This is a genomic window from Polynucleobacter sp. TSB-Sco08W16 (assembly GCF_018687455.1).
GTDB lineage: Bacteria > Pseudomonadota > Gammaproteobacteria > Burkholderiales > Burkholderiaceae > Polynucleobacter.
Genome location: NZ_CP061291.1, coordinates 256,350 through 278,524, shown reverse-complemented (window position 1 = coordinate 278,524; position 22,175 = coordinate 256,350). Strand labels below are relative to the sequence as shown.

27 protein-coding genes are annotated in these 22,175 nt (G+C 45.8%); 12 read left to right on the top strand and 15 right to left on the bottom strand.

The window, feature by feature from the left end; genetic code table 11:
- Positions 1-89 precede the first annotated feature (89 nt).
- Both nrdR and glyA read right to left on the bottom strand, forming a co-directional pair.
- Complete coding sequence (nrdR, locus tag FD961_RS01475; RefSeq protein ID WP_011902126.1) at positions 90-536, bottom strand: transcriptional regulator NrdR; 447 nt, start codon at positions 534-536, stop codon at positions 90-92.
- A gap of 23 nt (positions 537-559) precedes the next feature.
- Positions 560-1,804, bottom strand: a complete 1,245-nt coding sequence (glyA, locus tag FD961_RS01470) for a serine hydroxymethyltransferase (RefSeq protein WP_215393805.1) — start codon at positions 1,802-1,804, stop codon at positions 560-562.
- 76 nt (positions 1,805-1,880) lie between these two features.
- Here glyA and tolQ point away from each other — a divergent pair, with 76 nt between their 5' ends.
- The 7 genes from tolQ (at position 1,881) to queC (ending at position 7,234) form a co-directional block, all read left to right on the top strand.
- Entirely contained in the window at positions 1,881-2,537 is a 657-nt protein-coding gene (tolQ, locus tag FD961_RS01465) for a protein TolQ (RefSeq protein ID WP_215393804.1), read from the top strand.
- 6 nt (positions 2,538-2,543) lie between these two features.
- Positions 2,544-2,963, top strand: a complete 420-nt coding sequence (tolR, locus tag FD961_RS01460) for a protein TolR (protein WP_215393803.1) — start codon at positions 2,544-2,546, stop codon at positions 2,961-2,963.
- A gap of 38 nt (positions 2,964-3,001) precedes the next feature.
- Positions 3,002-3,820: an energy transducer TonB gene (locus FD961_RS01455; protein WP_215393802.1), complete on the top strand. Its 819-nt coding sequence runs from the start codon at positions 3,002-3,004 to the stop codon at positions 3,818-3,820.
- 24 nt (positions 3,821-3,844) lie between these two features.
- Positions 3,845-5,134: a Tol-Pal system beta propeller repeat protein TolB gene (gene tolB, locus FD961_RS01450; RefSeq protein ID WP_256438057.1), complete on the top strand. Its 1,290-nt coding sequence runs from the start codon at positions 3,845-3,847 to the stop codon at positions 5,132-5,134.
- A 112-nt stretch (positions 5,135-5,246) separates the two neighbouring features.
- Positions 5,247-5,753, top strand: a complete 507-nt coding sequence (gene pal / locus FD961_RS01445) for a peptidoglycan-associated lipoprotein Pal (RefSeq protein WP_215393800.1) — start codon at positions 5,247-5,249, stop codon at positions 5,751-5,753.
- The gene (gene ybgF / locus FD961_RS01440) at positions 5,754-6,485 is read left to right on the top strand and encodes a tol-pal system protein YbgF (protein ID WP_215393799.1); all 732 of its coding nucleotides are present in this window, start codon (positions 5,754-5,756) and stop codon (positions 6,483-6,485) included.
- Positions 6,486-6,490: 5 nt separating this feature from the next.
- Positions 6,491-7,234, top strand: coding sequence for a 7-cyano-7-deazaguanine synthase QueC (queC, locus tag FD961_RS01435; RefSeq protein WP_215393798.1), 744 nt, complete (start codon positions 6,491-6,493; stop codon positions 7,232-7,234).
- Between the two features lie 25 nt (positions 7,235-7,259).
- On the opposite strand, the gene FD961_RS01430 is transcribed toward queC, so the two are convergent.
- The 6 genes from FD961_RS01430 to FD961_RS01405 are packed head-to-tail and all read right to left on the bottom strand — an operon-like array spanning position 7,260 to position 10,800.
- The gene (locus FD961_RS01430) at positions 7,260-7,877 is read right to left on the bottom strand and encodes a riboflavin synthase (RefSeq protein WP_215393797.1); all 618 of its coding nucleotides are present in this window, start codon (positions 7,875-7,877) and stop codon (positions 7,260-7,262) included.
- A gap of 32 nt (positions 7,878-7,909) precedes the next feature.
- Positions 7,910-9,028, bottom strand: a complete 1,119-nt coding sequence (ribD, locus tag FD961_RS01425) for a bifunctional diaminohydroxyphosphoribosylaminopyrimidine deaminase/5-amino-6-(5-phosphoribosylamino)uracil reductase RibD (RefSeq protein WP_215394310.1) — start codon at positions 9,026-9,028, stop codon at positions 7,910-7,912.
- 16 nt (positions 9,029-9,044) lie between these two features.
- On the bottom strand, positions 9,045-9,599 hold the full coding sequence (locus FD961_RS01420) for a GspH/FimT family pseudopilin (protein ID WP_251371300.1): 555 nt from the start codon (positions 9,597-9,599) through the stop codon (positions 9,045-9,047).
- Complete coding sequence (locus FD961_RS01415; RefSeq protein ID WP_251371299.1) at positions 9,592-9,903, bottom strand: hypothetical protein; 312 nt, start codon at positions 9,901-9,903, stop codon at positions 9,592-9,594. The genes FD961_RS01420 and FD961_RS01415 overlap by 8 nt, the downstream gene beginning before the upstream one ends.
- Positions 9,904-9,917: 14 nt before the next feature.
- On the bottom strand, positions 9,918-10,469 hold the full coding sequence (locus FD961_RS01410; protein WP_215393795.1) for a hypothetical protein: 552 nt from the start codon (positions 10,467-10,469) through the stop codon (positions 9,918-9,920).
- A 7-nt stretch (positions 10,470-10,476) separates the two neighbouring features.
- Positions 10,477-10,800, bottom strand: a complete 324-nt coding sequence (locus FD961_RS01405; protein ID WP_215393794.1) for a hypothetical protein — start codon at positions 10,798-10,800, stop codon at positions 10,477-10,479.
- Positions 10,801-10,935: 135 nt separating this feature from the next.
- Between FD961_RS01405 and ribBA the strand changes: the two genes are divergently transcribed.
- The 4 genes from ribBA (at position 10,936) to FD961_RS01385 (ending at position 14,742) form a co-directional block, all read left to right on the top strand.
- On the top strand, positions 10,936-12,069 hold the full coding sequence (gene ribBA, locus FD961_RS01400) for a bifunctional 3,4-dihydroxy-2-butanone-4-phosphate synthase/GTP cyclohydrolase II (RefSeq protein WP_215393793.1): 1,134 nt from the start codon (positions 10,936-10,938) through the stop codon (positions 12,067-12,069).
- 28 nt (positions 12,070-12,097) lie between these two features.
- A complete protein-coding gene (ribH, locus tag FD961_RS01395) occupies positions 12,098-12,610 on the top strand; it encodes a 6,7-dimethyl-8-ribityllumazine synthase (protein ID WP_215393792.1) in 513 nt (170 codons plus the stop codon).
- Between the two features lie 9 nt (positions 12,611-12,619).
- Positions 12,620-13,141 (top strand): transcription antitermination factor NusB, encoded by a 522-nt coding sequence (gene nusB / locus FD961_RS01390; RefSeq protein WP_215393791.1) that lies wholly within the window; start codon positions 12,620-12,622, stop codon positions 13,139-13,141.
- 128 nt (positions 13,142-13,269) lie between these two features.
- Positions 13,270-14,742 (top strand): NAD-dependent succinate-semialdehyde dehydrogenase, encoded by a 1,473-nt coding sequence (locus FD961_RS01385; protein ID WP_215393790.1) that lies wholly within the window; start codon positions 13,270-13,272, stop codon positions 14,740-14,742.
- Between the two features lie 13 nt (positions 14,743-14,755).
- Here the strand turns inward: FD961_RS01385 and trmB are convergent, their stop codons facing one another.
- The 4 genes from trmB to FD961_RS01365 are packed head-to-tail and all read right to left on the bottom strand — an operon-like array spanning position 14,756 to position 17,864.
- The gene (trmB, locus tag FD961_RS01380) at positions 14,756-15,574 is read right to left on the bottom strand and encodes a tRNA (guanosine(46)-N7)-methyltransferase TrmB (protein WP_215393789.1); all 819 of its coding nucleotides are present in this window, start codon (positions 15,572-15,574) and stop codon (positions 14,756-14,758) included.
- A 1-nt stretch (position 15,575) separates the two neighbouring features.
- Positions 15,576-16,511 (bottom strand): UDP-glucuronic acid decarboxylase family protein, encoded by a 936-nt coding sequence (locus FD961_RS01375; RefSeq protein ID WP_215393788.1) that lies wholly within the window; start codon positions 16,509-16,511, stop codon positions 15,576-15,578.
- Between the two features lie 22 nt (positions 16,512-16,533).
- The gene (locus FD961_RS01370; protein ID WP_071464614.1) at positions 16,534-16,992 is read right to left on the bottom strand and encodes a DUF2721 domain-containing protein; all 459 of its coding nucleotides are present in this window, start codon (positions 16,990-16,992) and stop codon (positions 16,534-16,536) included.
- A 26-nt stretch (positions 16,993-17,018) separates the two neighbouring features.
- Positions 17,019-17,864: an undecaprenyl-diphosphate phosphatase gene (locus tag FD961_RS01365; protein ID WP_215393787.1), complete on the bottom strand. Its 846-nt coding sequence runs from the start codon at positions 17,862-17,864 to the stop codon at positions 17,019-17,021.
- Positions 17,865-17,972: 108 nt separating this feature from the next.
- On the opposite strand from FD961_RS01365, the gene FD961_RS01360 reads away from it, so the two are divergent.
- On the top strand, positions 17,973-19,607 hold the full coding sequence (locus FD961_RS01360) for a TolC family protein (RefSeq protein ID WP_251371298.1): 1,635 nt from the start codon (positions 17,973-17,975) through the stop codon (positions 19,605-19,607).
- A gap of 5 nt (positions 19,608-19,612) precedes the next feature.
- On the opposite strand, the gene waaC is transcribed toward FD961_RS01360, so the two are convergent.
- Genes waaC through rfbA form a run of 3 tightly spaced genes read right to left on the bottom strand, consistent with a single transcriptional unit; the run spans position 19,613 to position 22,160 of the window.
- The gene (gene waaC, locus FD961_RS01355; protein WP_215393786.1) at positions 19,613-20,647 is read right to left on the bottom strand and encodes a lipopolysaccharide heptosyltransferase I; all 1,035 of its coding nucleotides are present in this window, start codon (positions 20,645-20,647) and stop codon (positions 19,613-19,615) included.
- Positions 20,647-21,222: a dTDP-4-dehydrorhamnose 3,5-epimerase gene (gene rfbC, locus FD961_RS01350; RefSeq protein WP_215393785.1), complete on the bottom strand. Its 576-nt coding sequence runs from the start codon at positions 21,220-21,222 to the stop codon at positions 20,647-20,649. The genes waaC and rfbC overlap by 1 nt, the downstream gene beginning before the upstream one ends.
- Complete coding sequence (rfbA, locus tag FD961_RS01345) at positions 21,222-22,160, bottom strand: glucose-1-phosphate thymidylyltransferase RfbA (RefSeq protein WP_071464610.1); 939 nt, start codon at positions 22,158-22,160, stop codon at positions 21,222-21,224. The genes rfbC and rfbA overlap by 1 nt, the downstream gene beginning before the upstream one ends.
- Positions 22,161-22,175 lie beyond the last annotated feature (15 nt).

Genomic DNA, 22,175 nt, shown 5'->3' with positions numbered 1-22,175 from the left:
ATTGTAATCAATTGGTTACAGTATATAACAAGTAACCTCAAGAATGGCGTGGACTTTGAAATACTTAAAAGGGGGTTTGAGAATTGCTACTACTTCAGCTCTTTGAGCGCGCTTTCAAAAGACTCGATATCTGCAAAGCTTCGGTAGACGGAGGCAAACCGAATGTAGGCCACCTTATCAAGACGCTTGAGTTCTCGCATCACCAGCTCACCTACGCGCTCACTAGGGATCTCTTTTTCGCCTAAGCTCAGAAGCTTTTCTTCGATACGCGCAATCGATTCATCCACTGAATCGGATGATACGGGGCGTTTACGAAGAGCCAATTTGAGTGAACTCGCCAACTTATCGTGACTGTATTCCACCCGGCTACCATTCTTTTTAACGATTGCAGGCAATACCAGCTCAACCCGCTCATAGGTTGTAAAACGCTTATCGCATTTGGCACAACGGCGACGACGACGAATCGTATCGCCCTCATCCGATACCCGGGTATCTAAAACCTGGGTATCGTCGTTATGGCAAAAAGGGCAGCGCAATGTGAGCTTCTTTCTCTACTGGCTTAACCGTAAACAGGAAAGCGCTTTGTTAACTCAGAAACTTGAGCACGAACCTTAGCGATATTTTCTGCATCATTTGGATTATCTAAAACATCCGCAATGAAGTTGCCCACTTGACGGGCCTCAGCCTCTTTAAAGCCACGCGTCGTCATTGCTGGTGAACCCAAACGAATACCGCTGGTCACCATTGGCTTTTCTGGATCATTCGGAATACCGTTCTTGTTACAAGTAATGTGGGCTTCACCCAAGACACGCTCAGCTTCTTTACCAGTCATCTTCTTCGCGCGCAGATCTACCAACATGACATGTGAGTCTGTACCACCAGAAACAATCCGTAGACCACGTGAGATTAAAGTCTCTGCTAATGCTTTAGCGTTGGCAACTACCTGCTTTTGATAATCAATAAAACCAGGCTCTTGCGCCTCTTTAAACGCTGCAGCCTTACCAGCGATCACATGCATCAAAGGTCCGCCCTGTAAGCCTGGGAAGACTGCAGAGTTAATGGCCCTCTCATGCTCAGCCTTCATCAAAATGATACCGCCACGTGGACCACGCAAACTCTTGTGTGTAGTGGAAGTAACAATGTCGGCATGCGGTACTGGATTTGGATAAACACCAGCCGCAATGAGACCAGCATAGTGCGCCATGTCGACCATAAAAATAGCGCCCACCTCTTTTGCTAATTTACCAATACGCTCAAAATCAATTTTCTTTGAGTAAGCAGAAGCACCAGCAATAATCAACTTTGGCTTGTGCTCGCGAGCTAAACGTTCCATTTGCTCGTAATCAATTTCTTCATTTTTGTCTAAACCGTAAGCAATCGGGTTGAACCATTTACCGCTCATGTTCAATGCCATGCCGTGGGTCAAGTGACCTCCTTCAGCCAAGCTCATACCCATAAAGGTATCGCCAGGTTTTAAGAAGGCCAAGAAAACCGCTTGGTTTGCAGATGCGCCGCAATGGGGCTGCACGTTAGCCGCCTCAGCACCAAACAAGGCTTTGACACGATCAATTGCGAGTTGCTCAGCAACATCAACAAATTCACAGCCGCCGTAATAACGCTTGCCTGGATAGCCTTCGGCATACTTATTCGTCAATTGGGAGCCCTGGGCCTGCATAACCGCTGGAGAGGTGTAGTTCTCAGAGGCAATGAGCTCAATATGGTCTTCTTGACGCTTGTTTTCGTTCTGAATGGCTGCCCATAACTGGGGATCGGTTTTGGCTAAGGTGTTCTGACGGTCAAACATGGTAATAATCCTGAAGAAGTTGGATTGCTGCGTTAATTAACTTAGTAAAATCAACCTACATCATACAAAATCCACCATGACCACCACACAAGACCTTTCATTCCTCTCCCTCGTCCTCAATGCCAGCCTATTAGTCCAGTTAGTAATGTTGTTATTACTAGGGATGTCCGTTGCCTCCTGGACCATTATTTTCAAGAAAACTGCTGTTTTGAGAGGGGTTAGGCAAGATACTGAGCGTTTTGAGCGAGATTTCTGGTCAGGCGGCGATCTCAACACCCTCCTAGAGGCTGCCCAGCGCAATACCCGCAGCGACGCTGTTCTAGAACACATCTTTGAGGCTGGAATGCAAGAGTTCATGAAAGTTCGTGAAATTGATGCCGCCCGCCGCGCCATGAAAGCAACCTACCAACGTGAAATGGATGCCCTAGAAGCCAATCTTCCATTCCTGGCATCCGTCGGATCTGTATCCCCCTATATTGGTCTTTTTGGAACTGTGTGGGGAATCATGCATTCCTTCCGCGGATTAGCCAACGTTCAGAACGCAACACTCTCTGCGGTTGCCCCTGGTATTGCTGAAGCATTAATCGCAACAGCGATTGGTTTGTTTGCAGCGATTCCTGCAGTAGTCGCTTATAACCGCGCAGCAACGGATGTTGATCGCCTCGCCATTCGTTTTGAAACTTTTATTGAAGAGTTCACGAATATTCTGCAACGTCAAACTGCAGGTCGTTAATTAGTCATGGCTGCCTCTTCTTTGCGTAAATCAAAACGTCGGGCAATGTCCGACATTAATGTTGTGCCATATATCGACGTGATGTTGGTGCTATTGGTCATCTTTATGGTTACCGCACCTATGGTGAATCCGGGCGTAGTCAATCTACCAACTGTTGGTGGAGCTAAAGTGCAATCCTTACCCCCTATCTTTTTAACCATCGATGCCAATGAAAATGTTATTGTTCGTAAAGATGGTGAGCCCACTCAAACCTTAACTCCGTTTGAGCTTGGTGCGTTTGCAAGAAGCCAAGCTGAAAAATCAGCCGATCAGCCAGTAGTAGTTGCGGCAGATAAATCAATCAAATATGAAACCGTGATGAATGTCATGTCTAAGCTCAAGGAAAATGGCGTCAAACGGGTTGGCCTAGCAGTCAAAAGTCAATAAACGCTGATGCAAGATACCGACGCAGTCTCTATTGATTAATGAATAGCGCATCTACCTTTCAATCTCCTCTCTCTCCTTTTAAGCGAGGACGCTTTACCAAACAGGAAAGCACTAAGCGAGCATTTACTTTTTCTTTAATTGCGCATTTAGGATTACTTGCCTTTTTAGTTATTGGTATTAGCTGGAATAACTCTACTCCTGCTGGAGTTGAAGTAGAGCTTTGGGATTCAACTCCTCAGGTTGAAGTGCCGCCCGAACCGGAACTCAAAACAGCCGTGAAAGAAGAGGCTGCTGATATTTCGGTTAAGAAAAAGAAAGTAGAAAAAGAGCCGCCTAAAAAGGAAGTAGTCAAAGAGGCCCCGAAAGCAGTGAAACCCCCTCCACCAAAAGAGAAGGAAAAGCCAAAGAAAGAAGAGCCTAAAAAAGTAGAGGCTCCTAAAGCGCTATCCCCAGCCGAAACAAAAGCAAATGCTGCGGCAGAAAAAGTACGCGCCGATCAATTAGCAAGACTACGAGCTGCCGCTGGTGCTGAGGGTGGCAGCGGGGGTACTGTTGGCAATGGTGTCGGTGGTGGTGGCAATGCGCCCCCAGGCTGGACAGATAAAGTAATTAAAAAAGTGAAGCCGCTTATCGTCTTTAATCCAGAATCCGTTAGCGGTAACCCTGCAGCAGTCATCCAAGTGAACCTTGCGCCAGACGGGGCTATTCTGAGTACCAGTGTCTTAACTTCTAGCGGCAACCCAAGCTGGGATCGAGCTGTGCTCTTAGCGCTTTCACGTGCAGAAAGTCTGCCTAAAGATGACAATGGCAAGATTCCACAACGCGAAGTGAAGTTGACCTTTAAACCCAAGGACTAAAGCATGTTGCAGTTAATGAAAAAAATGGTTTTTAAATTGCAATTCGTCAATATTGCACTTGCCGCTTTAGTCTTCAGTATTGCAAGTCCAGTATTTGCGCAGATGAATATTGAAATCACTGGTGTTGGTCAATCGCTTTATCCGATCGCAGTCATGCGTTTCAAAGATGAAAACAAACTACCCACTAGTGTTACTGAAATCATTCGACAAGACCTAGCGCGTAGCGGTTACTTTAAAAATACTGAGAATGGTAATGCCGTTGAGAGTGATGACGGTACGCCAAATTACAAATCATGGGCAGCACGTGGTGCAGATGCCTTAGCTGTTGGTTCGGTTGTTCAGACTGGCCCCAGCCAATTTGAAATTCATTACAAATTATTCGACATTCGTAAATCCCAAAGCCTTGGCGGCTTAAATCTCAACTCCAGCGCCGATAATTTGCGTGCAGTAGCCCATAAAATTGCCGATGACATCATCTTCAAACTCTTAGGTGAGCGCGGCGTCTTCTCTACCCGTCTATCTTATGTAATCAAGGATGGCAAGCGCTATCGCCTCGTGATCTCTGACGCTGATGGTCAAAATATTCGCAATGCGATGAATAGCGGAGAGCCGATCATCTCTCCATCATGGTCACCTGATGGCAAGAAAGTGGCTTACGTTTCATTTGAAGATCGCAAGCCTGTAATCTATGTTCATGAATTAGCAACTGGTCGTCGTATTTCTCTTTCCAACCAAAAAGGGAACAATAGTGCGCCAGCATGGTCACCCGATGGGAAACAGCTCGCCATCTCACTTTCGAAAGATGGCAATACTCAAATCTACGGCATTAATGCGGATGGGACTGGATTGCATCGCTTAACTCGTGGCAGCACGATTGATACAGAACCACAATACTCAGCTGATGGTCGTTACATTTACTTCACAAGTGATCGTGGGGGCAATCCACAGATCTATCGCATGAGTGCAGATGGCGAGCAGGTCGAAGGTGCAAAACGCGTTACCTTTAAGCAAGGCTTTGTGACATCGCCACGCATTTCTCCAGATGGGAAATATTTGGCCTACATCGCCAACATTGGTGGTGCATATCGACTCTACATCCTCAATCTCGCAACTGGTGATGCCCAAGCATTAACTGACGGTACAAGCGATGAATCACCCTCCTTTGCTGCTAATGGTCGCTATGTTCTCTACTCAACTAAAGTGAACGGGAAGCGTGTCTTAGCGGCAGTTTCCGTTGACGGCAACTCGAAGCAGGTGCTTAGCATCCCAGGATCCGATGTACGTCAGCCTTCTTGGGGCCCCTTCATGGACTAAACACCCTTTTTCAGGGTGAAATAAGCACTTTTGAGAAGCTTAGGGGCATAATATTGCTATGAGCCTAGGGCCTAATTCAATTACTTACAGAGTTTGCAGGAAAAGGAAAATCATGAAAGTTTCTATCGCACGTCGTGCCGCTACATTTGCCCTGATTGGTGCAACAGCATTTTTGATGGCGGCTTGTTCAAGCGTGAAATTAGATGACACTGACGGTGCCAATGGGAGCGGTAGTGGTAGTGGCAGCTTTGGCTCACAGCCATGGAATGATCCTAAGAGCCCACTCTTTGAGAAAAGTGTTTATTTCGGATTTGATGAATACACCGTTCAGACCAAATATCAAAAGATGTTGTCTGCCCATGCAAGCTACTTAAAAGCAAATCCAAAACAGAAGATCATCATTCAAGGTAACACCGACGAACGTGGCACTGCTGAATACAACTTGGCATTGGGTCAGCGTCGTTCAGATGCTGTGCGTAAATCATTGAACTTGATGGGCGTATCTGACGATCAAATGGAAGCAGTAAGTTTTGGCAAAGAAAAGCCAAAGGCTGAAGGTGATACAGAATCTGCTTGGGCAGAAAATCGCCGCGCTGATATTGTTTACATTACGAACTAAATGAAGAGCCCTTCTCACGCTTTCAAACAAACGCTCTCACGAGCGTTTTGTTTAAGTGCCGCACTCGTTTGCTTAAGTGCTTCCAATAGTGCTTGGGCTCTATTCTCAGATGACGAGGCGCGTAAGGCTATTTTGGATTTGCGTAAGTCTTTAGCTACCACCCAGCTTGAATTGCAGGGTGAAATTGAGAAGCTCAAAGCAGACAATGCTGAGCTACGCGGCAAGATTGAAAACCTGGAGAAACAAGGTGAAGATATTTCTTCTAGTCAGAAGACTTATTACCAAGATCTAGATACTCGTTTAGGTAATTTTGAACCTCGTACAGTAACGATTGAAGGCGTTAGTGGCACGGTGCAGCCTGGCGAGAAAAAAGCTTACGACGATGCACTTAAATCGTTCCAAGCTGGCAATCTGAAAAAGGCAGATGAAGGATTTTCTGCATTTACAGCAAAATATCCTAAGAGCCCCTACCTGCCTCTTGCGCTTTACTGGGGTGGCAATAGCAAATACGCCAACAAAGATTACGCTGGCGCTATCAACCAACTACAAAGTCTCATTAAAAAATATCCAACTCATCCACGCATTCCAGGAGCGATGTTGACATTGGGTAATTCACAGCTAGAGAGTGGTAATAAAGCGGCAGCTAAGAAAACATTTAGCGAGATCATTGCTAAATATCCAGATACTGATGCGGCTAAAGATGCGCAGCAATTCATCGCCGCTACTAAGTAATCTTCATGTCTAAGCTGTCTGCAGCCTTTCAGAATATCGCGCCACGCAAGTCTGGGGCACCTGCAGTCATTTTATTTTCGGGTGGCTTAGATTCCACTACCGTGCTTGCGCTAGCAAAAGACTTGGGCTACTCGCCTTATGCCCTATCAGTAGGCTATGGTCAACGCCACTCCTCTGAATTAGCTGCTGCGAAACATATTGCCAAACAAATTGGCGTCGCGCGTCATGAAGTTGTCAATCTCGATTTAACACGTTTTGGTGGCTCAGCATTAACGGACTCATCGATTGCTGTGCCTATCATTCCAGGCAAAGATCAAGAAATCCCGGTGACCTACGTCCCAGCACGCAACACGATTTTGCTATCTCTAGCCTTAGGTTGGGCTGAATCACTCGGTGGTTTAGATGTGTTCTATGGAGCGAACTCTGTAGACTACTCGGGCTACCCTGATTGCCGCCCAGAATACGTATCCTCTTTTGAAGCCATGGCTAACCTAGCCACTAAAGTTGGTGTAGAAGCAGTCAATAATGACCATCGCTTCCGTGTTCATGCGCCCATTATCCAACTCACCAAAGCTGAAATTATTCAGTTGGGTAGCACTCTTGGTGTGGATTACTCACAGACAGTGTCTTGCTATCAAGCTAATGATTTAGGTGAAGCCTGTGGCGAATGCGAATCTTGCCGCCTAAGACAAGCAGGCTTTAAGCAGGCTAATGTAAGCGATCCAACACGCTATCAAAAAAATAAATAAGGTAGTGAGTCAGCTCCTCTGACACTTATTTAACTTGTGTTTCAAGCATACGCGCTACATAACGCGCAATCAAATCAATCTCTAAATTTACGGCATCGCCCTGCTTGAGATTACCTAGCGTTGTATTTTGCAAGGTATGCGGGATGATATTGATATCAACGACACAGGCCTTATTACTATCCTCTGTTTTATTGACAGTCAGAGATACGCCATTGACCACGATTGAACCTTTATAGGCCAAGAATGGGGCTAATTCTTTAGGCGCCTCAATGCGTAATAGCCAAGATCCGTAGGCATCTTGAGCAATCTGGGAAAAGTGGGCAACCTTACCTACTCCATCAACGTGACCACTCACCAAGTGACCGCCAAGTCGATCGTTTAATCGAAGTGCTTTTTCTAGATTCACTGAGCCAACTTGATCTAAGCCAACAGTCTTATTTAAAGACTCACGAGAAATATCCAAAGCAAAGGTATTGCCATCAAAGTCAGTTGCTGTCATGCAGGCCCCCTGAATGGCAATACTGTCTCCAAGCGCCACATCATCCAAATAACCCGAAGGAACTTCAACAACTAAGTGCAAGCCATCGCCTTTTGCTTGAGCGCTTTTGATTTGACCTACGGCAGTGATGATTCCAGTGAACATAGCGTTAATTTTAATTCTTCTTGTTGAGATCTTTATGGGCGTTTAATTAGTCTGAGCCTGAAATCATTGCCAAGCAAGCTTTGGTCAATAATTTGCCAGTCATCTCGAGACTTTAAGGACGGCAATGCTGGTACATTTGCTATGCCAATACCTTCACCCATAAAAAATGGGGCGTAATAGAGCAAAAGCTCATCCACACAATCTTCTCTGAGCATTGAGCCATTGAGCTTAAAGCCTGACTCCACATGAATCTCATTCATCTCTCGCTCTTGCGCAAGATAAGCAAAGAGTCCCGGTAAATCCACCTTACCAGATACGTTAGCCATGGTAATTACTTCAATTCCTCTAGCCTCAAAGGCCTTGGCTTTTTCTTGTTGTTCTGCAGTATTCATGCTGGCACAAATAATCATAGCGCCAGACTGATCTAGATTATTCAAAATCTTGGCATTGGTCGGCGTCTCTAATTTAGAGTCCACAATAATTCGCCAAGGCTGACGTTGCGTTTCAACTTCTCGTACATTCAGAGAAGGATCATCCTCTTTAACAGTACCGACACCAGTCACAATTGCACAGGCTTGAGCGCGCCAATGATGCCCATCAGCCCTAGCAAGAGGGCCAGTAATCCACTGACTTTCACCATTTGGTAAAGCGGTTTTTCCATCAAGACTTGCGGCTATCTTCAAGCGTACCCACGGTAGACCTCGAGTCATTCTGGATATGAATCCACGATTGAATGCTTGCGCTTCCATTTCCATCAAGCCACATTGCACTTCAATACCCGCTGCTCTCAGTTTCTCCAGACCATTTCCCGAGACGAGCGGGTTTGGATCCTTCATTGCCGTAATGACTTTGGCTGGCTTTGCGGCAATGAGTCCATCTACACATGGTGGAGTGCGGCCGGTATGACTGCATGGCTCCAGAGTGACATAGATCGTAGAGCCAGCAGGATCTTTTCCATTTGCTTTAGCATCTGCAAGCGCTTGCACTTCTGCATGAGAACCGCCAGCGCGTTGAGTAAACCCTCGACCGATGACTTGCCCATCTTTAACGATGACGCAACCTACCCGCGGATTAGGGTTCGCCAAATAAAGTGCTTTTTGAGCCTGGGCCAAAGCCTCGCTCATCCATTGGTGATCAACAGCGGTATACATGGGTCTATTAAACCATTCAATGGCATCGCTTTGCATCCCTGGCAGGGTCACAGATGCGCCAGCGTCCACCGCTACCCAATATCAGCTGGCGCTCTAGGTCGGGAACCCTCTGATGACCAAGGACTAGGCGATTGGCTACAAATCCACCTTGGGCTGTTTTAGCTGCTCCAGCAGCATTAAAAAGAATGCCTGTCTTGCCTGTGTGAGGATCAATAAAGTGCCTAGCTCCACCTTTAAAGAAGATGGGGTCAGTCTTGCCCTGAGAAATCCATGTCTTGCTAACGCACGAGGGTTTGATAGTCTTACCAATACAAGCGCTATAGACAGCCCAACCACTTTCCCATTTGCCCAAGCTAGGCTCTAGCCTTACTGGCTCCCCCAGGTGTAATGCTTGCTGACGAGCAAAGTGAGCATGTGCAATAAATCTTCTGGCAACGAATTCAATTTCACGAATGGCAATCTGCTCTTGCAAAAGTGGCATGGTGATTATTGCTGAAATAGCCACTATCAAAATTACTGCCATCATCTCTAGCAAGCTAACGCCGGTATCAGGCTGAAAATTTTTATTCAAATGCTTGGCGCCAATTGAGGCGAGTAAGGAAACCAGATTTTTCATCTGCTAAGACATGGACCTGAATAGTTGGCTTCTCTTTACTAGATATGAGCCATTGGTTTTTTCCTGCCGGCTGAATAAAACAATCATTCTCTGTTAACGCAGATAGGTTAAGGATGTGGCTCTCGCATTTGATCACTGCAGTTTCTGCTGCCATAAATCGCTCTTGTGAAAATTCGATTGTTTTCACTTCAACTAAACGTAACACTGTCAATCGCTCTAGGTACACAATCAGAGATGAGCATAGAAGCAGTAAGGACATAACCCATGCCAAAATCATGGGAGATTTCTCGTAGTAAAAGTGCGCTCAAACGCTTTTTGAATGATGGCTCCATCAGTCATTTCTAAGGTAATCCTAAAGGACCGCTGCCCCAAGCTTGATTGGGCTCCCAGCCCCTCAATCCTCAAGGCGTTGATGCCGTTCATCAAGGTCGTATTTTGTATACGCCCCTGACGATCTAATGACTGACACATAAGCGAGCCTCCATTTACCTTAGCCCCTTTTGCTACGCCAGCCTGTTGGTTAACTAAAAACCCCTGGAGCGCTAAATCATTTTTAGTTCGTTCGCTAGTTAATACATTTCCAAGGCAATCAAAATCTATACCATCAGATAACTGATGCCTAATCACTAAGGAGTCTGATCTTTGATAACCATTTCCTTTTTGAATTTCGATTGGGGGATGTGAACTATTTCTACCGAAGCTTGAGTTATTAGATTTGATATTTTGGTAACCAGCCATTCGAATCGCGCGCCCAATTAGCTCTAATGCACGCTCTGCTTCTGTGGCTAAAGCTTGAGTTTTTTCATATTGGATTTGCTTAGCCATCAAATCACTACTTGTTTTTAAGAGCGGGTTTAATAACAGGACGCACAGAGTGATTCCGACTAGACATTCGAGAAGACTCATTCTTTAAACCTATAGATGAAGTATTAGGGGTATTACGAAGATGAGCTTGATTGCTATTGACCCTAAGTTGCTCAGCGAGTTCATAAGTATCAAAATCCAGCCTAAGTTCTGATCGTCTTCCTTCTTGCTGAGCTAGCCGCAGGGCTAGACCTTGATAAGCACCAACAGAAGTCATCCAAACGCCCAAAATGAGGCTCATTGCCACTAAAACCTCTAGCAAAATGAATCCATTCGGGGTTTCTGAGCGCATACGACATTTTCTAGGGCTTTGATAAGCTATAAAACAGGGGCTAGAGGCTCTTACCGTCAGAAAAAGAGAAGATTGCCTTAGGGGATCAACTACGAGGTTAACGACAATTGCCTGCTCAGCTTAAAATAGTAGGCTATGCCAAATACCCTTACCTCCACCGAAGAAATCATTGCCGAGCTCCGCGCTGGCCGGATGGTCATTCTTGTTGATGAAGAAGATCGTGAGAATGAAGGTGATTTAGTCTTGGCGGCAGATCACGTTAGTGCTGAGGCAGTCAATTTCATGGCCAAGCATGGTCGTGGACTTATTTGCCTGACCCTAACCCGTGAACGCTGTCAGCAACTAAATTTGCCATTGATGGTGCGCGATAACGGCACTTCAATGGGTACCAACTTCACAGTCTCTATTGAAGCTGCCAGCGGTGTGACCACTGGTATCTCTGCAGCAGATCGCGCCCTTACCATTAAAACTGCCGTAGCATCTAACGCCAAACCAAGCGACTTAGTTCAGCCAGGCCACGTGTTTCCTTTGATGGCTCAACCAGGCGGAGTATTGATTCGATCTGGCCACACTGAAGCAGGTTGTGATCTTGCTGCGATGGCAGGTTGCTCACCGACATCAGTGATTTGCGAAATCATGAAGGATGATGGCAGCATGGCGCGCTTGCCAGACTTGCTAGAGTTTGCCAAAGAGCATCAACTCAAAATTGGTAGCATCGCTGACCTCATTCAATATCGCAGCCAACATGAAAGTATTGTGGTGCGTGAAGGTGTTCGCGAATTCATCACTCCCTGGGGTAAGTTTGAAGGCATCATTTACCGTGATACCCCAAGCTCATGCATTCATATTGCGCTTGTCAATGGCAAACCATCAGAGGCTGAAGAAACGCTGGTGCGCGTACATGAGCCCGTTACAGTGCTCGACTTTTTAGATGCTAATGTCAGTACCCATTCATGGCCACTAGCTCAGGCTCTTCAACAGTTAGCAGCTGCTCCAGCAGGAGTTGCCGTTTTACTCAATGCCGCAGGCATTGCTGCCCCCAATGATGCTGATTGGTTGGCACAATTTCAAAAGCTCAATCAATCGAAAGAGGAAGTAATAAAGCCTTTGGCTCGTAAAACAGATTTCCGTAGCTACGGTATCGGCGCCCAGATCCTGAAAGATATTGGTGTGGGTAAGATGCGTTTGCTAGCCAACCCAAGCCCCGTACCAAGCCTATCCGGCTATAAGCTAGAAGTAACTGGCTACACCCCTTATCAGCCCAAGTAATTTTTACTTACCCCATCAGAAAAATATCATGACCGATTCAAGCAATGACTTTGTAGGCGTTTTAGAGGCAGACCTCAACGGCCAAGATTTACGCATTGGCATCGTACAAGCACGCTTTAATGAAGATTATTGTGTCGCACTCACACATGCCTGTATCAATGAATTGATTGCTTTAGGTGTATCGCAAGCAGACATCAAGTTAGTTACTGTTCCTGGCGCACTGGAAATTCCTTTTGCCCTTCAAAAACTTGCTGAAACAGGTGAATTTGATGGCCTTGTAGCATTGGGCGCAGTGATTCGTGGTGAGACTTATCACTTCGAGCTAGTCTCGAATGAATCTGCTGCAGGCATTACTCGCATCTCAATCGATTCTGGTTTGCCAATTGCTAATGGCGTACTTACTTGCGATACGGATGAGCAAGCGCATGAGCGTGTGAACGTAAAGGGTGCTGATTGCGCCAAAGCCGTTGTAGAAATGGCCAATCTTGCTTTAGCCCTCACTCCCGATATTGATATCCAAATGAACACTGGTGAAGAGTAAATTATTAATATGAGTAAATCCGGTATCAATCCCTCACAGTCACCAGCCTCCAAGGATGGGGCAGATGTTAAATCAGCCGCTCCAAAGCGCTCCCTGACACCACGTCGCCGCGCCCGTGAGTATGCCCTCCAAGGCGTGTATCAAAGCTTAGTAGTACGTCGTGCAGGAAGCCTGCCCAATAGCGCTGCGATTGCTAAGCAGCTCTCCGAAGATCCTGCCTTTAAGCGTTGCCAGCTGGATTTATTTACCGGAATTTTTGAGGGCGTCTTAGATCGCACGGATGAACTAGAAGCCATCATTACTCCTGCCCTTGACCGCCCCATTAATGAACTTTCTCCAGTAGAGCATGCCGCCCTTTTGATCGGTACTTACGAATTAGCTGTTGATCTTTCAGTGCCATATAAAGTTGCCATCAATGAAGCTGTTGAGCTTGCTAAGACCTTTGGCGGCACTGACGGGCACAAGTACGTTAATGGTGTTCTGGATTTGCTGGCGCAAAAATTACGTACCGTAGAAACACAGGCCAATTAAATAAACATCCCTTTATTTGGATGTCAAAGCCCCTGAGCAATTGCTTGTGGGGCTTTTTTATTTCTGAGGATAAAATCATCTAAAGCCAGACGCACCAACCCACACTCCTCAGATCGGCAAAGTTCATTATGGAAAAAATCGATATTCGTAGTTTTCTAAAAGATCACAAACTCTTCAAAGAACAGGCCTTTATTAACGGCAAATGGATTGACTCTAAAGAGCGCTTTAATATAACTAATCCAGCTACCGATGAAATCATTGCCTCCGTTAGTAACCTAGGCCCACATCAGGCTGAGCAAGCTATCGCTGCAGCCGAGAAGGCATTGCCAGCATGGCGCAATAAAACGGGCAAGGAGCGTGCTCAAATCATGCGCCAATGGTTTGATCTGATTATTGAACATACCCAAGACTTAGCGACTTTGATGACTTTAGAGCAAGGCAAGCCGCTAGCAGAAGCTGCCGGAGAGGTTGTTTATGGCGCATCATTTGTTGAGTGGTTTGCAGAAGAGGCCAAACGTGTAGCTGGATCGATTCCAGCTACAACTTGGGGCGATAAACGCATGATGGTGCTCAAGCAAGCTATTGGCGTTTGTGTAGCCATTACCCCCTGGAACTTTCCAATTGCAATGATTACTCGCAAAATTGCACCAGCTTTGGCTGCAGGCTGCACGATTGTTATTAAGCCTGCCGAGCTAACACCCTTATCTGCCCTAGCCCTGGCAGAACTTGCAATTCAAGCGGGCATTCCTGATGGCGTCATTAATATTTTGACTGCTGATGCGCAGCAATCTATCGCCATTGGTAAAACCCTATGTGCCTCACCAACTGTTCGCCATCTCTCCTTCACGGGTTCAACGGAAGTTGGGCGCATTTTGATGGAACAATGTGCACCTACTGTTAAGAAGCTCGCCTTGGAATTGGGTGGGCATGCACCCTTCATCGTATTTGAGGATGCGGATATTGACGCTGCGGTTAGTGGCGCAATCACGTCAAAATTTAGAAACTCTGGTCAGACCTGTGTGTGCGCTAATCGCTTTTATGTCCATAAAAAAGTTCAAGATCAATTTGTAGAAAAGTTTGTAGCAGCCCTCACCAAAATTAAAGTGGGCAATGGAATGGATCCAGGCGTTACCCAGGGGCCACTCATTGAAACGGCTGCCCTGGAAAAAGTAGAGAAACATGTGGCTGATGCCATTACAAAGGGCGCCAAATTGGTTGCTGGCGGCAAAAGAACTTTTGCCACAAAGAACTTCTATGAGCCCACCATCCTGTCTAACGTGACAAGTGAGATGCTGATTACCTATGAAGAGACTTTTGGCCCTGTTGCACCCATCATTCCCTTTGAAACAGACGAGGAAGTGATCGCGTCAGCCAATAACAGTCAATTTGGTCTTGCCTCCTACTTCTACAGTCGTGACATTGGGCGCATCTGGAAAGTAGCAGAAGCCCTGGACTACGGAATTGTGGGGGTCAATACAGGCCTGATTTCGAACGAGGTTGCCCCTTTTGGAGGCGTCAAGCAGTCTGGCCTGGGTCGCGAAGGCAGCATCTATGGAATGGATGAATACCTGGAAATGAAGTATGTCTGTGTTGGCTTGTAAAACTCAGTTCAACTTATTTCTTTGTATAGACTAAATCCCAGACGCCGTGGCCTAGCTTAATGCCACGGTTTTCAAACTTTGTCACTGGACGATAAGCTGGTCGCTCAACATAACCTAGATGCTGTGCACTCAATTGCTCAGCGCTGGGCTTGAATTCATTTAATTCCTTTTCAAGCTCTTGTGGCTTGGCGATATCTTCAGCGCCAAAGGTTTCTATACAGATGTGTTGGCTAGAAGTATTTTGCAGAGTTGGCTCTGCATTCAGCACCAATACCATTTGCTCTGCATAGTTATGCCAATCGGTTGCCAGATGCAAGTACCCACCCACCTTTAGGCGGGATACCAGTAATCTGACAAATTGAGCCTGTATCAGACGACGCTTGTGATGGCGCTTTTTGTGCCAAGGGTCAGCAAAGTAAATATGAATGCCATCCAGAGAATGAGGTGCAATCATATTCTGCAAGACTTCAACGGCATCATGACGAATGAGTCGTAAGTTGGTGAGATCATTTTCCCCAATCAACTTCAATAGGGCGCCTACTCCTGGGGTATGCACTTCAATTGCTAGAAAATCATCTTGGCTACGTAAGGCTGCAATCTTGGCAGTAGTCTCGCCCATACCAAAACCGATTTCTAAAATCTTGGGTTGCGTAGACCCGTCAAATGCATCCACTAAATCAAGTGGTTGATCTTGGTAAGAAATCAGAAATCGCGGGCCTAAATCATCAATAGCGCGCTGTTGCCCAGCGGTAGTTCTTCCTGCTCTGAGGACAAAAGAGCGAATTCGATCAAAACGCTTTACTTCTTTATCGCCTGCTTGATTGTGAGTCAAATTACGCTACAACCTTTTTAAAGTAGGCAATCGTTTCTTTCAGGCCATCCTCAAGATTCACCTTGGGCTGCCAACCTAACTTCGCTTTGGCTAATTCAATATTCGGTTGGCGCTGCTTTGGATCATCGGACGGCAAAGGTTGGTGAATGATTTTAGATTTGCTACCAGAGAGCCTGAGCACCGTTTCAGCCAACTGCAGCATAGTGAACTCACCTGGATTGCCAATATTGACTGGGCCAGTAAAGCCCTGCTCAGAATTCATCATTCTGACCATGGCATCAATCAAATCATCCACGTAGCAAAAGCTTCTGGTTTGCTGGCCATCACCATAAATGGTGATGTCTTTGCCTTGCAGGGCTTGCACAATAAAGTTGCTCACTACGCGCCCATCATTCGGATGCATGCGGGGACCATAGGTATTAAAGATGCGTACTACTTTGATATCGAGATTGTGTTGACGGTTGTAATCAAAAAAGAGGGTCTCAGCACAACGCTTACCCTCGTCATAGCAAGAACGAATACCAATCGGATTAACCTTACCCCAGTACTCCTCTGGTTGGGGATGCACCTCTGGGTCACCATAAACTTCACTAGTGGAGGCTTGCAAGATACGGGCCCGTGTTCTTTTAGCAAGGCCCAGCATATTAATCGCACCATGCACACTAGTCTTAGTCGTTTGCACTGGATCATATTGGTAATGCACTGGAGATGCTGGGCAAGCTAAGTTATAGATCTGATTAGTCTCTACATAGAGCGGAAAGGTCACATCGTGACGCATCAACTCTAAGTTGGGGTTGGGCAATAAATGCGCCAAGTTTGCCTTAGAGCCCGTAAAGTAGTTATCTACCACCAAGACATCATTGCCTTCTTTGAGCAGCTTTTCGGTTAGGTGTGAGCCTAAGAAACCAGCGCCACCAGTGATGAGAATTTTGTTCATATTTTTAAATGAGAGAGATGTATTAATAGTTTCTAGGGGCGCTCCAGCCGGCGGATCTATAGGCATAAACCACTTCAGCTAAAACAATCAATAGGGATGTCATGAAGGATATCAGACCCATAACAAAGGTCCAAATGACATAGCTTGTTTGCAAAGACCGTACCGCACCAGCCTGAAAGAAAAATAGCTCAAGAACTGTTAGGGAAATAAATACGCCACTTAACACGTCAAAAAAGATAGCGGCAGTACATAAGCGGCCACGGATCTTGGCTTCATTTGCCTCAACCTCCATATGCCTTAATGACTGCTCATCTTTGACGCCACCCTCATAAAGCATTTTTTGAATGGAGCGCATACGGTCTACTGTTCTGGCTAGACGGCCAGAAATTGCATTAATCAAAGTGGCAACGGCCGTTAATAAAAATACTGGTGCTAAGGCTAACTGGATATTGTTCGTGATTGCGTCAATTGATACATCCATACTGAACTTTCTAATCTATTAAATAATTAATGCGACCAGGCAATTAAGCCGGTATAGGATGTCAACAGCACCAGCAATCCAAAGGCGATTCGGTACCAGGCGAATGGGATGAAATTATGGTGTGCTACGTAATGAATCAACCAGCGCACACACACAAAGGCAGAAATAAATGCGGCGACAAAGCCAATGGCGATGGCAAGACTGAATTCACCAGAGATATTTACAGGATTTTTCCACAGCTTTAATAACTCATAAGCAGTGGCGCCTCCAATCACAGGAATTGCGAGGAAGAAAGAAAATTCAGTAGCAACAGCGCGTGGCAGGCCAAACAACATTCCACCGATGATTGTGGCTCCAGAGCGGGATGTGCCTGGAATTAATGCAGCACATTGCGCAATACCAACTTTCAGAGCATCTAAGTACGAGAGATCATCGACGGAATGGATATGACTATTAAGGTTATTGACTTTTCCCTGGCGACGTTCTGCCCAGAAAATAATTAATGCACCGACGATGAAAGCAGTTGCAACCGGTACCGGCGAAAACAATACTGCTTTAATGTGCTTTCCGAATAGGAAACCAAGACCCATCGCTGGAGCCGAAGCAATCAATAGATTCAAAACGAAACGGCGGGAATTTGCGCTAGCAAAAATAGAATGGGCAACCTTCAGGAGCTTTTCTCGAAACTCCCAGCACACTGCCAAAATTGCGCCGAATTGGATGATGACCTCGAAGGCTTTACCACGCTCATCATTGAAATCAAGCAAATCCCCAACCAAGATCAGGTGCCCAGTACTAGAGATCGGCAAAAACTCCGTGAAGCCCTCTACTACCCCCAGAATGACTGCTTTTAGCAACAATATTAGATCCATAGGGCAAATTTTATAGGTATATGAATACTCTGAGCATTTTTGGCAAAATTGAGCTCAAATACCCGTTTAAAGCAATTTAGCCTTAAACTTCATGCACTTTAAAAGTAGATGAATTTGATGACCCCAGCCCGCTTTCGCCTCTCTCGACTTGCCACCTTCGGCTTAGTCCTGACCCAGGCGCTCGGCCTAAGCTCTTGGAGCCCTGTGGTCATTGCGCAAAGCCCGAACAGTGCGACTAAGTCAGCTTTACCCACCCCAATCAGCGCCTCCTCATTGATAGGCCTGGAGCTACCACCTCAAGTCGCGCCAGCACCAACAAAAGCGGCTCTACCCAGCACTTCAGCACCCTCAAGCGTAAATGGGGGCAATGCCAATAATCAGAAGGGTCAGTTGACTGACCTCATCCAACTTTATCAAGAGGCAGCCTTCAGTGACCCCGTATTAAATGCCGCGCGCTTTAACTATGTCGCTAGCAAAGAGTTGTACTGGCAAGGTTTATCGCTTTTGCTGCCACAAGCTAGCGCTACACCTGGAGCCACCCGCTACTATCAGCATGGTGTTGGCCAAACGGTTGTAGCTACAGGCCCTGGTAACTCACGCGTATTCGACCAGAAGAATTACACCGTTACCTTGACGCAACCTATATTTAATTTGGCTTCTTTAGAAGCATTTAAGCAAGGTGACCTCAATACCAAAATCGCAGATATGCGTTTTTATTTAGCACAGCAAGACTTAATTATTCGAGTTTCACAAGCCTATTTCGATGCGCTCACTAGTCAAGATAATGTCGAGCTGTATAGGAACAAAAAAGGTCTAATCAAACAACAGCTCGATGCTGCTCAAGCAAAGTTTGATGCTGGTTTAGCAACGATAGTAGATGTCAATACTGCACAAGCAGCACTTGATTTGGCGACCTCTCAAGAAATTACTGCCCAAGCAGACCTCGTAGTAAAGCGCGGTGTTTTGGAGCAATTGGTTGGTCATCCAGTTGGCCCTCTAAGACCCCTCGTTAAGGAAGCCAAGATTGATGGTGTTTTAAAAGATCCGCGCTCCAGGAGTAAAGATGGCAAAGGTAACCCAATCGCTGAAAGTGTTAATCCACAGCTACCCCCTGGCCAAACTTTAGAGGATTGGATTAATCAAGCTGAAGCAGCCAACTTCAATGTCCTGGCTGGGCAGCTAACAGTTAGTCTTGCCGAGAGCACTTACCGGGCCTCACAGGCATTGAACTATCCATCTCTGAGTTTTGTTGGAACCGCCGGCTATAACACTTCAAACGGTACACCAAATAGCTATACACCAGCCAACACCAATGTTTATAACAATACGGTTGCCCTGCAACTTGCGATTCCTCTAGTTTCTGGTGGCTTTAATAGCTCGGTGATTCGCCAAAATGCTGCATTGGTAGATCAAGCGAAAGCGAACTATGACAATGCGCGCCGTACAGCCGCACAAAATACACGTGCAGCATTTACAGGTTTCTATGGTGGCTTAGCCAGCGTCAAGGCTTATGAGGCTGCTGAGCGCTCATCGAACTCTGCACTTGAATCTAGCAAGCTTGGATTCCAAGTCGGTACCTTGATTAATATTGATGTCCTCATCGCGCTTGATACTTTAATAACCACCAGATCTCAATTGCAGCAGGCTCGCTACAGCACCATTCTGAATGCCATTAAACTAAAATCGCACGCTGCTGCACTAACTGATGAAGACCTAATTTCGATTAATGCTTTACTACGTTAAGTAAATCAAACGAGTAGATCTAAAGAGGCTTTTTCAACCTCGTCCACGGTTGGTGGTTTTTGAATATCGCCAACATTACGAATCTTCTCCGACCAATAACCCTCGGTCTTCCATCGTGGTGAATCGCAATAAATCTCTACAGTAGGCCTATTCAATACCGCAGACAAATGAGTCAGGCCGGTATCAACACCAACCACCAATGCCGAATTTGTGATTACGGAAAATGCTTCTTCAATAGAAAAAGCATTAGGCACTAACGACCCCGGAATTTGCCTAGCTAATTCCATGCTAACTACCCTCTCATCCACACTTCCCCAAGGCAGTACCACTTGATACCCAAGGCTTGAGAGCTTCTTGCCCAACTGAGCCCAATTAGTATTAGCCCAGCGCTTAGCTTCACGTGCAGTGGAATGAAAAAATAAGATGTATGGTTTTTCCAGTGCAGCTACTTTTGGAGTAACAATCGATTCGAGGTAGTGCGCTGGATAAAATTGCACTTTTTTAGCTCTATCGATCAGAGGCCACTCAAGAGCAGAGCAAGTTACATAGCGGGAACGATCTACTGCATGAGAGTGAAATGGAACTTGAACTAACTGGTTGTAAAACGCACGGGATATTGGCTCATATCCAGAAAATTCAGTGGCATTCGCAAGCCCTGCGACTACTGCATCCGAACTCTTCTTGGCTAAGGCGCAAACTAGGGCAGACTTTAATAATCCCTGAGTTTCAATAATGAGGTCATACCTCGCCTCTTGAAGCTCTCTCTTGAAAGCAAAAAATTCCTTCCAATAATTGAGCGAGAAGAGTGATTTTTTCCAGCGCCGTAAACCAAAGGGAATAATTCGGTCGATTCCTCGAAAGCCATCTCGACTTTGTAGGGGTGTCAGAAGGTGGACATAGCCCTCTTCAACTACCCAATCAATTTGAGCATGAGGGAGACGATCGCGAATATCCCAAACAATGGGTAGGTTATGGAGCACATCCCCTAAAGAGGACAACTTAACCAATAATATTTTGGGGGATTCGCCTGAATTAACCATTAAAACTTCGGGATTTGTTCCCAAGAGAGACCCGCAGAATCTTTAGCATTGAGATTAGGCTTCACTCCTGAACTTAAGGGCCATTGAATTGCAACTGAAGGGTCATCCCATGCTAAACAAACCTCGCTTTGTGGGTGGTAGTAGTCTGTGGTTTTATATAAGAACTCAGCCGTTGGTGACATCACTAAAAATCCATGGGCTAATCCAGCCGGAATCCACAGTTGCTTATGATTTTCTGCACTTAGTTCTACTCCAACCCATTTTCCAAAGGTGGATGAATTTTTTCGTAGGTCTACAGCCACATCGTAAACACTACCTGATGTCACGCGCACTAATTTACCCTGTGTTTTCTCGAGCTGGTAATGCATGCCGCGCAAGATAGATTGACGAGAGAACGAATGATTATCCTGTACAAAATTGATGTTCAAACCAGTTGCCTCAGCGAAATCTTGCGCATTAAATGACTCAGTGAACCAGCCGCGCTCATCACCAAATAATTTGGGCTCAATAATAAGAACATCTGTAATTGCGGTGGATGTTACTGAAATCTTAGGGTGCTGTTTCAAACCTGGCATTAACTAACCTTTTTAGATGATAAAGAAATAGGTTGCGCACCACTTTTCATCTCATTCAATATTTTGATTAGATACTGACCATAACTATTCTTACTCAGTTGGGAGGCCACCTTTTGTACTGCCTCAGCACCAATCCAACCCTGACGGTATGCAATCTCTTCCGGGCAAGCAACCATGAGACCTTGGCGCTTTTGCAAGGTAGCAATAAAGCCAGCCGCGTCTAGTAAGGAGTCATGTGTTCCGGTATCTAACCAAGCAAAACCACGCCCCATAATCTCTACACTCAATTGATCTTTTTCAAGATAGATGCGATTGACATCCGTAATCTCAAGTTCGCCACGGGCACTCGGCTTAATTGAGCTGGCGATATCGCACACTTGATTGTCGTAAAAATAGAGTCCAGTAACTGCGTAATTGCTCCTTGGTTGCGATGGCTTTTCTTGAATAGAGATTGCCTTATAGTTTTTATCAAACTCCACTACACCATAGCGCTCGGGATCGGTCACATGGTAGGCAAATACCGTTGCTCCACTTACGCGCTCATCTGCGCTTTCAAGATTAGCCACTAACTCATGGCCATAAAAAATATTGTCTCCTAGCACTAAAGCGCTTGGATGATTATTGATAAAGTTTTTGCCCAGCGTAAATGCTTGAGCCAAGCCATCAGGCGAAGGTTGAACGCAGTACTCAATATTTAAGCCCCACTGCGAACCATCACCTAGCAACTCAGCAAAACGAGGTGTGTCATGAGGGGTGGAGATTAGCAAAATATCTCGAATGCCAGCTAGCATGAGAGTAGTTAGCGGGTAGTAGACCATCGGCTTGTCATAAACCGGCATGAGTTGCTTAGAAACTGCTTGGGTAACAGGATAAAGACGGGTACCTGAACCACCGGCCAGAATAATTCCCTTACGATTTTTTGTATGACTATTTGCCATCTTTACCCTTATTTA